Genomic DNA, 12819 nt, shown 5'->3' with positions numbered 1-12819 from the left:
TGTCCTCTCAGATCAATCGCCTTGGGGGCGGTGCCAGCATCAACAGTTCGGACCGGATTGACGCCAGACACACGGCGAGCGCCTCACGCATCGCGGGTGCTCTCGTGCCGAGCACGCGCACGATCGCACCACTCTCGCCCGGCAGTGCGCTGACGCCGCTGACCACATCCAACGCGTCCAGGGCCGATTGCAGTGCATTCTGTAATGCACCGGTGCTTCTCGTGGGAGCTACTACCAGCAACGTAGCGCAGTAGTTCGCGCCGATCAGCCGCTCCGGCAGCGAACCGGCGTCGTCGACCCGCCCTTCGGGTCGACTGAACCGAAGCGCGTCCCGCGCAACGACCTCACCGTCGACCCGCACCGTGGTCCGGCAGACGAGAGACCGGTACCGGAACCGCTCCCCACGGCCGATCCGCCCGGAAGCGAGCATCTCCCATCCGACGAAGAGCCCCGAACCCCGGACGTCGATCTCGGTGTACTGAGCGAACCGGGAGTCGGCCTGCGGAATGATCTCGCGCGGTACGAACTCGACCACCGATCGATCTGTGACCCGGATCCGTTGGTGGTGGGTTGCCCCCGGTCCGTCGTGCCCGTCGAACACCTGGGTTGCCGCCTGGGACGTGAACAGGAGATGGCTGCCGGGGCCGGCCGCCACAGTCGTGTGCAACGAGTCGTCGGCGAAGATCCCCCCGGACGGATTCTGTACGCAGAGATAGGCGATCCGTGGGTCGACGTCGACATACAGCGGTGTGGTGACCCGTTGCGGGTAGGCCTGCCGCAGATGCCGCACCCGAGTCCTTCCGCGAACATCGGCGACCACGTCGACATCGAGAACCCCCGGTTCGATCATGCCTTCGGCGGCGTGGGAAGCATTGCTCCCTTGACTATCTCGTCGGCCACCTCGACAACGCCCACCTGATGCCGTAGGTCGGTGAACAGTGTGGGTTTACTCGGCCGGGCAACCGAACAGTCGTGTCGCATGCGATCCAGGTCGGCTCCGACCATCTCGGCGAGATCGATCTTGTTCACCAGGAGCAGGTCAGCCTGCAGAAGGCCGATACCCTGCTTCCGCGGGATGTCGTCGCCGGCGGCGGTGTCGATGACGAAGATCCAGTAGTCGACGAGATCACTGCTGAACGTGGCAGCGAGATTGTCTCCGCCGGACTCGATCAGCACCGCGTCGAGGCCTGGGTAGGCAGCCGCCAGGTCATCCACGGCGGCCAGATTGACCGATGGGTCCTCGCGGATCGCGGTGTGCGGGCACGCACCGGTCTCGACGGCTCGGACCCGCGCGGGGTCGATGATGCCGCTGCGTCGTACACGCTGGGCGTCCTCGTCGGTCACCAGGTCATTGGTGATCACTGCGAGATCGACCCCGCGTTCTGTGAGGACGGGGACCAACGACTCGACCAGCCTGGTCTTGCCGGAGCCGACCGGTCCGCCGATTCCGATACGGATCGGATCCGAACTCATGCTCTCCTCCTATTTGAGCGTGTACCGGCGTCCGAGCGGGACGCTCGACATCGGTGTGCTCGTGCAGATCTCCCCGTTCACCACCACTCGGTAGGTATCGGGTTCGATGGAGATCTCGGGCAGGTGGTCGTTGTGGACGAAGTCCGCCTTGGTCAAGGCCCTCGATCCCGTGCAGCCGATCAGCGGGGTGTCGAGGCCGAGTCGTTCCCCGAGGCCCGAGTCGAGGGCCGCACGTCCGACGAAGTTGACCGACACGTCAACCGGCGACTTGCCGAAAGCCGCCCATTGCGGGCGATACTTCAGCGGTTCGCAGGTCATCAGCGAGGCGTTCGATTCGCCCATCACCGACCACGCCGGGAAGCCACCTTTGAACACCACTTCTGGACGGATACCGAAGAACTTCGGCTCCCACAGCACGATGTCGGCGAGCTTGCCGGGCTCCAGCGAGCCGACCTCGTGGTCGATGCCGAACATCTTCGCCGGATTCAACGTCAGCTTGGCGATGTAACGCAAGATGCGCTGATTGTCCGCGCCGGTACCGGCGTCGTCCGGCAACGGCCCACGCGTGGCGCGCATGTGCGAGGCGAGTTGCCATGTACGGGCGATGGTTTCGCCGATGCGGCCCATCCCTTGCGAGTCCGAGCCGATCGCGGAGATGGCGCCAAGATCGTGCAGGACGTCCTCGGCGGCGATCGTCTCTCGCCGGATACGCGACTCGGCGAAAGCCACATCCTCCGGTATCCGCGCATTGAGGTGATGGCACACCATGACCATGTCGAGATGCTCGTCGAAGGTGTTGAGCGTATACGGGTTGGTCGGATTCGTGGACGACGGAAGGCAATTCGGCTCACCCACGACCCGCATGATGTCCGGGGCGTGTCCACCGCCCGCACCTTCGGCGTGATAGGTGTGGATCGTGCGGCCACCGATTGCGCGCATGGTGTCCTCATAGAAGCCCGACTCGTTCAGGGTGTCACTGTGGATCTGCACCTGTAGGTCGAGTTCGTCGCCCGCGTCGAGCGAGGCGCGGATCGATGCCGGCGTCGCACCCCAGTCCTCGTGGATCTTGTATCCGATCGCACCGGCGAGTCCCTGCTCGATCAACGGTGCTGTGGATGCGGCACTTCCGTTCGCGATGAATCCGAAGTTCATCGGGAATGCCTTTGCTGCCCGAAGCATCCTTGCCAGATTATGTGGCCCCGAGCTGGTGATCCCCACCGTGACCGGACCCAGGCCCCCACCGATCATGGTGGTGATACCGCTCGAGATGGCTTCCTCGACCAGTCCGGCGCTGTCGAAGTGCACGTGGACGTCGATGGCTCCCGCGGTCGCGATCATGCCTTCACCCGAACGGATGTCGGTGCCGGCTCCGATCACCAGCTCGGCATCGACCCCATCCATGGTGGCGGGGTTGCCGGACTTGCCGATGCCGGCAATGCGCCCGTCCTTGATCCCGATGTCGGCCTTACGAATCCCCAGCACAGCATCGATGATGAGGACGTTCGTGATCACGAAGTCCAGTGCGCCTTCGGCATTCGTGATCGCATTGTGCACGGCCATGCCCTCACGCATGGTCTTGCCGCCGCCGAACACCGACTCGTCGCCGTATACGGTGGCGTCGGACTCCACGCGCGCCAGGAGTTCGGTGTCGGCCAGACGCACCCTGTCGCCGGTCGTCGGCCCGAACAGCTCCGCATAGTGCCTACGCGTCAGTCTCTGCACCATAGTCCCCTCCTGAAGTGGTCCTCCCGGTTACGTCTCCCGCGGACGTGTCCAGGAATCCCGCTGCGCGCAGGTCGCGTAGCGTCGCGGCGGGCAGCGCAACATCGGTTGGGCCGTTGGTCATGTCGTTGAGGCCGGTGATGACGCGCTCGCCGCCGAAGGCGACGAGTTCGACATCGTGCTCGGCCCCGGGCTCGAACCGGACGGCGGTGCCCGACGGGATGTCCAGACGCATCCCGAAGGCTTCCCGTCGATCGAACAGCAGCGCCCGGTTGGCCTCGAAAAAGTGGAAGTGCGAGCCGACCTGGACCGGTCGATCACCGGTGTTGACCACCGTGATCGCTGCTGTGTCCCGCCCGTCGTTGATCACGACGTCTTCGTCGACGAGCAGATACTCCCCGGGCGTGTGCTCGTCACCGGCCAGTCGCGTCGGCGCAGGGCCGGTTCCCGGCCGGATCGGGTCGTGAACGGTCACGAGCTTCTGGCCGTCGTCGAAAAATCCCTCCACCTGCACCGACCCCAGGAGGGCTGCGACCCCGGGGGCCACGTCGTCATCGGTGAGGAGCGACGCACCGAGTGCCGCCGCCTCCGAGACGCTGGCTCCCCCACGAGCGGCTTCCGCCACCTCGTCGGCGATGAGCGCACGCGCTTCCGGATACGTCAGTCGCAGTCCGCGCGACCGGCGTCTGCGTGAGAGTTCAGCTGCGAGGAAGAGCAGCAGCCGGTCCTCGTCCTTCGGTGTGAGATGCACAGGTGTTCCCTCTCAGATGGCCGACACGTCTGGGGTTCGCAGGTCAGGCCCCGACACCCTCAGCCCACGGATAGCTGTCGAGGAAAGGGTCGGGTTCGATCGGTCCGTCAGAACTCCACACCACGTCGAACTGACCGTCTGCGGTCACTCGGCCGATCCGCGCCGTCTTGGTGACATGGTGGTTCTCGCCGTCGACGGTGACCAGTCCCTCGGGCGCTTCGTAACTGACGCCGGCCGCAGCAGCGGACACCTCTTCCGGTGTGAACGTATCCGCCTTCTCGACCATCTGCTTCCACAGGTGCACAGCGGTGTAGGCCGACTCCATCGGGTCCGAGGTCACACTCGACGACCCGAACCGCTCCTTGAAGGCGACAACGAACTCGTCGTTCACCGGATTGTCCAGTGACTGGTAGTAATTCCACGACGACAACTGACCGACGAGATTCTGGGCTCCGATGCTCCTGACCTCTTCCTCGCCGACGCACATCGACATGACCGGCATCGTCGATGCGTTCAGGCCGACGTTGTTGTACTCGCGGAAGAATGCGGCCAACGAGTCGCCGACAACCACATTGAACACGGCATCGGCGTCGGATCGACGGATCTTGTTGACGATCGTGGAGAAGTCGGTGGAGCCGAGCGGAGCGTAATCCTCACCGGCGATGGTCATTCCGTTCTCCTCCGCATAAGCACGCACAATCGCGTTCGAGGTGCGGGGGAAGACGTAGTCACTGCCCACGAGGTAGATCGACTTCACTCCTTGTTCGCGGAGGTAGTCCAGTGAGGGGATGATCTGCTGATTGGTCGTGGCACCCGTGTAGAAGATGTTCGGAGAGCTCTCCAGCCCCTCGTACTGCTGGCCGTAGTAGAGCAGCGCACCGGTGTCCTCGAACACGGGGAGCATCGCCTTCCGGCTGGCAGAGGTGTATCCGCCGAAAACTGCTGCGACACAGTCGCTCGCTACGAGCTTCTGGGCCTTCTGGGCGAAGATCGCGGGATCGGAGGCACCGTCCTCGGAGATCTGCCGCAGTTGCTTTCCGAGCACACCTCCGTCCGCGTTGATCTGCTCCACGGCGAGCGTGATGGCGTCATGGATCACGACTTCGCTCACTGCGGTACCACCGCTGAGCGAGTTGATCGATCCCACCGCGACCGAATCTCCGCTCGTATCGAGACAGTCGACGCGGCCTGCGGCGCTGTCACTGTCGGAAGCCGCACTCCCGCACGCGGACAGCATGACACCGGCCACCGCCACAGCGGTGATCGACATCGTCATGCGCCATCGGGAACGTTCACGTGAAGAGTCCGTGGTCATCGGTAACTCCTGGCTTGTCGGCCGGAGTTGCTGCTCCGGGCCGTCTGAGATCAATCGGTCACCGGCCGCACAGCGGTGTGCGACCCGTGCCTCGAATCTAAGGACCGAGACCTGCCGCGCGAATCGGGAGAATTCCCCATCTTTCCCACTTCGATTGTTAACTGCTGGTTTCTAGATCGACAACGAGTGTTGCGTCGCCGGCCTGATGGGAAACATCGCCGAAACGCGCTTGCGGAACAATGCAACCCATCGAATGATCATCGTCGGGGGGTTACGGAGAGCGCATGAGATCGTCGACCACCGGGCCCTATCATGAGGCACTGGGGAGCGCGGCCGACCTCAACACGCGTGCCGACGAACTGCTGTGCGCGCTCGGTGAGCGCGTGTCGTCGTCGGCAAGCGCGATCAGTCTGTGGGATCCGGTCGCGGGCCGGCACCTGACCCTCGCCAATCACGACTATCCCGATTCGGTCATGAGCCATTTCAACAGCTGGTTCGTCTCGAACGACCCGCTGTTCAAAGAGATGGAGAGAACCCGCTCCGGCGCGTTGCGCTGGCGTGACTTCCCCGGGTACCGACGGACCCACTCGGTCACCAACGTGTTCACCCCGGCCGGATTCGACGAGGGACTGTCCGCCCGCCTGGTCACCGCACAAGGCACTTATGCCGGGACCTTGCACGTCAATTCCGACGACCGCCGCTACCCCCGCGACGTGGACGTCACCGAGATCAACGAGCTCCGCAGCAGTGTCGCGTCGCTTCTCGACACGACGATGCGTCCGGTGATGGTGGCTGACTTCCTCTCTCCAGGGAGCCCCGCGTGGCTCATCGACAGGTCGGGAAACTGCCGGGCCCTGCACGATCAGCTCATACCAGATGTCGACCCCGAACTGCTCTCGATCGTCGCACGACTCGCCGGTACCGAGCGCAAGTTCCGATGGTGCGACCCCGGGGGAACCTGGCATCTGGTCCGGCTGCTCCCGGCGACGCCGCGATATCGGGCCGCCACCCCCGTGGCCCTGACCTTCGCCACGCCCGAGCCGCTCCCATTCGACCTCACCGGACGGGAGCTGGAGGTCCTCACCCTGGTGGCGAACGGTCTGACCTCGGCGCAGATCGCCGTTGCGCTCGTCATCAGCGCCAAGACAGTCGGCCGCCACATAGAGCATCTACTCGGCAAGACCGGGGTCGCCAACCGCGTCGGACTGGCAACGCTGGCGCATCAGCACGGTCTCCTCAGCGGACTCCAGATGCAACCTTGAATCGCCGGCGTGGTGTCGGAGGTACCCGGCCGGTCAGTCCGCGCGTGCCGCCGCGATGATCGCGGCGATGTCCTCGTCCCGCATCCCGAACCCGGCGAGGCGTCCGAGCGGTATCGACGCCATCATCCGTGCCATGTCGACGCCCAGGGCGTCGTCGGAGCTCGTCAGCGGGTTGTCCTCGAATCGGGACGCGAGCGCTTGCGCCGCAGCAGGATTCGCCAGGACCTCGCCGAGGGTCGAGTTCTCGTCGATCGCGAGGCGAACCTCGTCGCCCGCGATCTCGACGGTGGTGGTCAGCCGGATGTCCCGGCTCGACGCGCCGACCTCGACGCCGTACTCACCCGGTTCGACGATCCAGCGGTCGACGCGGGTGTCCCAGTAGGCCAGGTCGTTGCGGTCGATTGCGATCGAGATGATCTGCGACTCACCGGGTTCGAGGCCGCGGGTGGTCGCGAAGCCCGTCAGCTCGCGCGGCGGTCGTCCGACATGTGAGTCCGGCTTCGACGTGTAGACCTGGACGATGTCACGCCCGGCCCGAGAACCGGTGTTGGTCACCGTCACCCCGACGACCACACCGGTGACGCCCGGATCATCCGATGCGACGGACAGATCCGAGTACTCGAAAGTCGTGTAGGACAATCCGTGTCCGAAAGGATAGGCGACCTCGATGTCCCGGGCGTCGTACCAGCGGTAGCCGACGAAGATGCCCTCGCCGTAGCGGATGTGCGAGTTCTCGTTCGGGAAACTCAGATACGCCGGGGTGTCCTGCAACCTGACCGGCACGGTCTCGGTGAGCCGACCCGACGGGTTGACGACCCCGAAGAGCACGTCGGCGATGGCCCCGCCCCCGGCCTGGCCGAGGAGCGCGCCGTCGAGGATTGCAGGGGCCGCGGCGATCGATCCGAGGCGGAGGACGCCTCCGTGAGCGAGCACGACCACCGTTCGCGGTTGCACCGCCAGGATCGCGGTCAGCAACTCGACCTGGTCCGCCGGCAGTTCGATGTCGTCGCGGTCGAAGCCCTCCGACTCCTGTGCGGCCGCCAGTCCCAGGAACAGCACGGCGGCATCGGCGCCCGCCGCCGCGGCGATCGCGCCCGCCGTATCCACCCGCGAGCCGTCGGTGCTGAAACCCGGGGCGTAGATCACCGTGCCGCCGGCTGCCCGGATCTCGTCCACCGGTACGTCGAGGCGCGTCGGGTTCACGTGCGAACTGCCGCCGCCCTGATAACGGGGGTCGTGCGCGAACGAGCCGATGACCGCGACGGAGCGTCCGGGGCTCAACGGGAGGAGATCGCCGTCGTTCTTGAGCAGGACGATTGACCGAGCCGCGGCCTCGCGCGCGAGGCGATGGTGGAGATCGAAGTCGACGACGGACCGGTTCGTCCGGCCCGCGGCGGCCCGCTCCGCGAGTTGCCGGACCGCCCGGGCCGACCGGTCCAGCGCCGCCTCGTCGAGGGTTCCGTTATGGACTGCGTCCACGACCTGCGCGTCGGTGCGGTCCCCCGGGCCGGGCATCTCGAGATCCAGGCCGGCGGCGACCGCCCGAACGCGGTCGGCGACCGCACCCCAGTCGGAGACCACCACGCCGTCGTAGCCCCACTCACCCCGCAACAGGTCGGTGAGGAGCCACCGGTTCTCCGCCGCGTACGTGCCGTTGATGCGGTTGTAGGAGCACATCACGGTCCACGGGTTCGCCGTGCGGATGATGTGCGCGAAGGCGCGAAGGTAGATCTCCCGCATCGGGCGCGGGTCGACGTCCGAACTGGACCGCATCCGGTCGTCCTCGGCGTTGTTCAGCGCGAAGTGTTTGAGCGACGTGCCGACCCCGATGCTCTGTACGCCGCTCACCCACGCCGCGCCGAGCCGGCCCGTGACGAACGGATCCTCGGAGAAGTACTCGAAGTTGCGGCCGCACCGGGGATCTCGCTTGATGTTCACGCCCGGGCCGAGCAGCACGTCGACGTCGAGACCGCGTGCCTCGCGTCCGAGCGCTTCGCCGACACGACGGATCAGCCCGGTGTCCCAACTCTGGCCGAGACCGACCGCGGGCGGGAAGCAGGTGGCGGGTTCGCTGCCGGCGAGGCCGAGGTGGTCGGCGGCGCCGGTCTGTTTCCGGACCCCGTGCGGACCGTCGGTGAGTGTCAGCGCGGGAACGGAACCGACCGATTTGGTGGTCCAGAAATCGGCGCCGCTGCCCAACGCGGCCTTCTCGGTCAAGCTGAATTCACTCACTCCAAGACACTACCGACGATCGTCGGGCGGTCAGCTCGCTCCCGGGCAGTTCACGGTGTACTCCCACTCCGTGTTCCGGTCCGGCCCGGTCACTCGCACCACGACCGAGGTGTCGCCACCGGGTGGCACGGTGACCCGGACACTGCCGGTTCCCTGGTTGATGTCGTCTCCGACGTAACCGGTGTTGTAGATCTGCCGGCCACTGTAGAACACCCGGATCTCGTCCGGGATGTCGTAGGTGTCGTAGTTCAGCGTGAAGCTCGTCGGGCCTCGCAGGCCGAGGATGTGCCGGGTCTCGGTGACACCGTAGCCGCCGGACTTGGTCTCGGAGTTGCACCGCTGGGTCGACGGCGGAGCCTGATTGCCCCCGAGACTCCCGAAATAGTCGAGGCCGCCCAGACCGTATTCCTCGAGACTGCCCCCGTCGACGCTTCCGCCGTCGAGGCTCCCGGACTCGAGTGGCGCGGCATCGGCGATCGCGGCCGGGACGACCGCAGCGGTCGCCGTCGCGGCCAGGATGAGGGCAGCTCGAACGAAAGTGGTTGTGCGCATCGATTTCTCCGGCAGTCGAGTCGTTTCGGGGGTGGTTCCGACGCTAACGCGACCTGCCATCCGCGGATATCCCCTCATCGGGTGAAAGCACGACGACCAGATGACACCCGTGCGGGTGACACCTCGCTGCCACAGCGTCTCGGGCGGCCAGCCCCTACGTCAGATATCGGTCCCGGAGCGCCTTCTGGTCGGCGGCACCCAGACCCAACGCCTCGCCGAAGTAACCCTCGATTCCGCCGTACCGCTTGTCCACCTCGTCAAACGCGGCGTCGAGATAGCCGGAGTCGACGCCCAGCACGCCGACGAGGAGCTCGGGATCGCCCCCGGCGGCGGCGAACCCGTCGAAGATGGGTGTGAGCGACGGGATCAGACGTTCATTGGTGAGCAGGTAGTCGCGGTAGACGTCGTCCTTCGGCACCCCGAACAGTGTCAGCAGAGATGCTGCGGCCCAACCTGTTCGGTCCTTGCCGGTGGTGCAGTGCATGAGGGCCGGCGTCGAGCCGTCGATCAGTCCACGAAACAACTGCGTGTACGACGCCGTCGCACTGGGCAGGGTGATCATCTCGCGATAGGTCCCACAGATCATCTCGCGCGCCTTGCCGCCGGACAGCATCTCGTCGGCCTGCGCGACGACGGCGGGGTCGGCGAGGACAGCACCGATGTTGGCGGGAATCGACATCTGCGCATCGGCGAGGACATCGAGTGCGATGTTCGACGCGCCGGGCAGGACGGGGTCGGGGATGGCCTCGCTCTCGTGCGCCGATCTCAGGTCGTAGACGGTCTTCAGACCGAGTGACTCGAGCGCGGAGACGTCGGCGGTGTCGAGCGCGGAGAAATCCGTCGACCGGTACAGGACACCGGATCGGACCGTCTGCCCGTCCCCGGTCCGCCAGCCGCCGAGATCGCGGAGGTTGGGCAGGCTGGAGATGGGGCTGGGCGCACCGGGGGTCGCAGTCACGGTCACATCGTGACAGATTGTGCGGCGGTCAGTCGGTGAGCGCGCTTTCGAGCATCGGCCACGACTTCACGAGCTGGTCCTGCCAGTAGGGCCAGGCGTGCGTCCCCGGTGCGTAGTCGACGGTCGCGGGGATGCCGAGTTGCTTGAGTCGACGATCGAGATTGAGCGTGCACTGGTGGGTGGCGGCCTCGATGGCGCCGCCGACCGCGATCTGGTCGATGTAGATCGTGGTCATCCCGTCGATTCCCTGGCCCTGCAACTGGTCGTGCGGTCCGGGGACCCCCGTGCCGGTGCTGATGTAGATCGCCTTGCCGCGCAGCTTGTAGGCGTTGACGACCGGGTCGTGCGCCCGCCACCCCGGGGAGCCGACCGGACCCCAGATGTTGGCGATGTCGCCACCGCCACGTCCTTCGACGACCGCGCGGATGGCGAGTCGGCCGAGATTCGTACTCGTCTCGGCACAACCGCTGTAGGAGGCGACCGCGCGGTAGAGCTGAGGTGCGGCTTCGGCAAGACTCAACGACGACGTTCCCGCCATGGAGATCCCCGCGATCGCGTTCACGCCGGTGGTGTTCAGCTCCCGATCGATGAGCGGCGGTAATTCGCTGGTCAGGAACGTTGTCCATTTGTTTCGCCCCAGCACCGGGTCGACTTTCACCCAGTCGGTGTAATAGCTGTACGCGCCGCGCATCGGCACGACGACATTCACATTCTTGTCGGCGACGAAATCGACGATGTCGGTTTGCTCGAACCAGTGTCCGGTGCCCTCTCCGCCACCCGCGCCATTCAGCAAATACAGCGTCGGTCGGGGCATCGAGCGGTCGGCCGGCACGAGAACCCGGACCGGTACGTGACGTTTCATCGACGGCGAATACACCGACAGGTCCAGGACCCGGCCATCGGCGACAGCGCGGGCCAGCGCCTTCGCCCGGGACGAGGAATCTCCCGGCTCGGCGCCGGCGAACGACGGAACCGCAAGCGCGACAACGAGTACAACGATCGAGACCGTTGTGGCGACCAGGCGTCGGCGGAACTGACCACCCACTGCGGACATCACAGTCCCTTCACATCACTACATGCTCACATCGCTACCGCGCCGCCGTCTCGACAACGGAATTCACACACGCCGATATCGATCCGAATACGTTTCACCATACGCACCGGAGACGGCCCCGTCCGGATTACCACGGCCGGGGCCATCGCTGTTCACCTCGCGACTGCGCACACCATGGTCATTGTTGGAGGCGATTTCACGATGACTGATCCCGGCCGGTCGAGGTGTCGTGCTCCTGAACAGCTGATCTCGTGCGAGTGCGCCGGCCGTGATCGTCTCCGCCGTCGAAAACGACCGGCCACTTCGAAAGGCGCAGGGAACGCATTCACCGACCACCCGGTGCCAGATTCGGCCGATCGGACTACAACCGGACCGCCTCTGATCGCACCGACACCGGAAACAGCATTCGTGGATTCTGGAGCAGCGCCGGCGGGGCGACGGCCGACCGCTCGAGCGTGCCGGTCCAGCGGACCCGACGCCGATGCGGGGTGAGCGCCCTGCCCCGGCGGGAGAACTCGTACTCGCCGATCAACGTCCCCAGGGGCAGCACGTCCGGATCGGTGGGGTCGACGACGGCGACCTCGTCCCCCACCCGCAGATCGGAGACGAACGACGCGAGCACGCGGAGGTCCTTGCCCGGCCGCCGCCCGGGGCTACGCTCCTTCAGCAAGGCGCGCAGGCCGGCCTCGGTGCCCATCGAGGCGTCGGCGTCGATGCCGGATTCGACGCCCAATCCGACGATCTGCCGCTGTCGGAACTGTGCGTACTGTTCGTCGGATCCGGCCCGGATGATCCACACGGTGCGGGTCGGTTCGTCCAGATCGTGCGCGTCGGTGGCCGGCGGATCCGGCCAGAAGTAGGGCATCTCGTCGTCGATGTCGACGTCGTCGAACACGGAGCCGTAGAAGTCCGGCGCTTTGCGGAGCAGCGCCGAACGGTGACTGCGATGGAGTCGGTCGTCGCCGAGCCACGCGGGCATCAGGCCCTGCGCGGTCAGCTCGGCTTGGGACGCACCCACCACCTCGGGCGCGAACTCGGCGATCATCGGAGCAGTGGTGTCCGCACGACCGCCGCTGGTCCACACGTCGACGAAAGCGAGCCCATAGGCGACCAGCGCCGGAGTGTGCCCACGCCACATCGTGACCGCGGGATGGCTGGCCCAGCCGTAATCGAAGAGTTCGAGCGCCCGCAGGATCTGCAACGTCTCCACACGCTGCTTACCGAGGCGCGCGGGGTCCAGGACCTCGGCAGAGCGTCGAAAGTCCGGGTAGGGCAGGAACGTCTGCATGGCGCTCGCATACCCACTTCGGACGGGCGCTCACACCCGGCGGAGCCGCGCGGCGCCGAACTCAGAGTTGTCAGCTGCTACCGAAGATCGGCGATCCCGGCCCCGGCGTCACACCCGGACCGGCTCAACCAGCGGCGGGTGCGACCTACTGCCGCGCAGCGTCAGCCGAAGCCCGCGGGTGACCTCGAAGAGGTGATCGACGCGCGGACTTC

At 66.1% G+C, this 12819-nt stretch carries 11 protein-coding genes; 1 reads left to right on the top strand and 10 read right to left on the bottom strand.

All coding sequences use genetic code 11. The features are described from left to right. Positions 1 to 7 precede the first annotated feature (7 nt). The 5 genes from MVF96_RS03435 to urtA are packed head-to-tail and all read right to left on the bottom strand — an operon-like array spanning position 8 to position 5261. Positions 8 to 850, bottom strand: a complete 843-nt coding sequence (locus MVF96_RS03435) for an urease accessory protein UreD (RefSeq protein WP_137808555.1) — start codon at positions 848 to 850, stop codon at positions 8 to 10. Next, complete coding sequence (gene ureG / locus MVF96_RS03430; RefSeq protein ID WP_078111714.1) at positions 847 to 1473, bottom strand: urease accessory protein UreG; 627 nt, start codon at positions 1471 to 1473, stop codon at positions 847 to 849. Before ureG ends, MVF96_RS03435 begins: the two co-directional genes overlap by 4 nt. 9 nt (positions 1474 to 1482) lie before the next feature. Continuing rightward, complete coding sequence (ureC, locus tag MVF96_RS03425; RefSeq protein WP_247451221.1) at positions 1483 to 3198, bottom strand: urease subunit alpha; 1716 nt, start codon at positions 3196 to 3198, stop codon at positions 1483 to 1485. Next, positions 3176 to 3946, bottom strand: coding sequence for an urease subunit beta (gene ureB / locus MVF96_RS03420; RefSeq protein ID WP_137808558.1), 771 nt, complete (start codon positions 3944 to 3946; stop codon positions 3176 to 3178). The genes ureC and ureB overlap by 23 nt, the downstream gene beginning before the upstream one ends. A gap of 43 nt (positions 3947 to 3989) precedes the next feature. Next, positions 3990 to 5261 carry an urea ABC transporter substrate-binding protein gene (gene urtA, locus MVF96_RS03415; RefSeq protein ID WP_418930416.1) on the bottom strand — a complete coding sequence of 424 codons (1272 nt, stop codon included), beginning with the start codon at positions 5259 to 5261 and terminating at the stop codon, positions 3990 to 3992. A gap of 284 nt (positions 5262 to 5545) precedes the next feature. Here urtA and MVF96_RS03410 point away from each other — a divergent pair, with 284 nt between their 5' ends. After that, positions 5546 to 6523 (top strand): helix-turn-helix transcriptional regulator, encoded by a 978-nt coding sequence (locus tag MVF96_RS03410; protein ID WP_058251311.1) that lies wholly within the window; start codon positions 5546 to 5548, stop codon positions 6521 to 6523. A 33-nt stretch (positions 6524 to 6556) separates the two neighbouring features. On the opposite strand, the gene MVF96_RS03405 is transcribed toward MVF96_RS03410, so the two are convergent. The 5 genes from MVF96_RS03405 to MVF96_RS03385 all read right to left on the bottom strand — a co-directional run bounded on the left by MVF96_RS03405 (position 6557) and on the right by MVF96_RS03385 (position 12607). Next, positions 6557 to 8755: a glycoside hydrolase family 3 C-terminal domain-containing protein gene (locus tag MVF96_RS03405; protein WP_058251312.1), complete on the bottom strand. Its 2199-nt coding sequence runs from the start codon at positions 8753 to 8755 to the stop codon at positions 6557 to 6559. 30 nt (positions 8756 to 8785) lie between these two features. Beyond that, positions 8786 to 9307, bottom strand: a complete 522-nt coding sequence (locus MVF96_RS03400; RefSeq protein WP_058251313.1) for a hypothetical protein — start codon at positions 9305 to 9307, stop codon at positions 8786 to 8788. Between the two features lie 154 nt (positions 9308 to 9461). Continuing rightward, positions 9462 to 10265 carry a tyrosine-protein phosphatase gene (locus MVF96_RS03395; protein ID WP_176455862.1) on the bottom strand — a complete coding sequence of 268 codons (804 nt, stop codon included), beginning with the start codon at positions 10263 to 10265 and terminating at the stop codon, positions 9462 to 9464. 28 nt (positions 10266 to 10293) lie between these two features. Further along, positions 10294 to 11319 carry an alpha/beta hydrolase gene (locus MVF96_RS03390; protein WP_247451219.1) on the bottom strand — a complete coding sequence of 342 codons (1026 nt, stop codon included), beginning with the start codon at positions 11317 to 11319 and terminating at the stop codon, positions 10294 to 10296. Between the two features lie 361 nt (positions 11320 to 11680). After that, positions 11681 to 12607, bottom strand: a complete 927-nt coding sequence (locus MVF96_RS03385; RefSeq protein ID WP_211539110.1) for an MSMEG_6728 family protein — start codon at positions 12605 to 12607, stop codon at positions 11681 to 11683. Between the last annotated feature and the right edge of the window lie 212 nt (positions 12608 to 12819).

Origin of the sequence: Gordonia hongkongensis, assembly GCF_023078355.1 — a bacterium.
GTDB lineage: Bacteria > Actinomycetota > Actinomycetes > Mycobacteriales > Mycobacteriaceae > Gordonia > Gordonia hongkongensis.
The sequence above is the reverse complement of the archived record's forward strand: the minus strand, read 5'-3'. Positions and strand labels throughout refer to the sequence as shown.

Coding starts and splice junctions, on each gene's coding strand:
- MVF96_RS03385 (WP_211539110.1), bottom strand. CDS start 12,607: ATGCAGACGTTCCTGCCCTACCCGGACTTTCGACGCTCTGCCGAGGTC.
- MVF96_RS03435 (WP_137808555.1), bottom strand. CDS start 850: ATGATCGAACCGGGGGTTCTCGATGTCGACGTGGTCGCCGATGTTCGC.
- MVF96_RS03400 (WP_058251313.1), bottom strand. CDS start 9,307: ATGCGCACAACCACTTTCGTTCGAGCTGCCCTCATCCTGGCCGCGACG.
- ureG (WP_078111714.1), bottom strand. CDS start 1,473: ATGAGTTCGGATCCGATCCGTATCGGAATCGGCGGACCGGTCGGCTCC.
- MVF96_RS03390 (WP_247451219.1), bottom strand. CDS start 11,319: ATGTCCGCAGTGGGTGGTCAGTTCCGCCGACGCCTGGTCGCCACAACG.
- ureC (WP_247451221.1), bottom strand. CDS start 3,198: ATGGTGCAGAGACTGACGCGTAGGCACTATGCGGAGCTGTTCGGGCCG.
- urtA (WP_418930416.1), bottom strand. CDS start 5,261: ATGACCACGGACTCTTCACGTGAACGTTCCCGATGGCGCATGACGATG.
- MVF96_RS03410 (WP_058251311.1), top strand. CDS start 5,546: ATGAGATCGTCGACCACCGGGCCCTATCATGAGGCACTGGGGAGCGCG.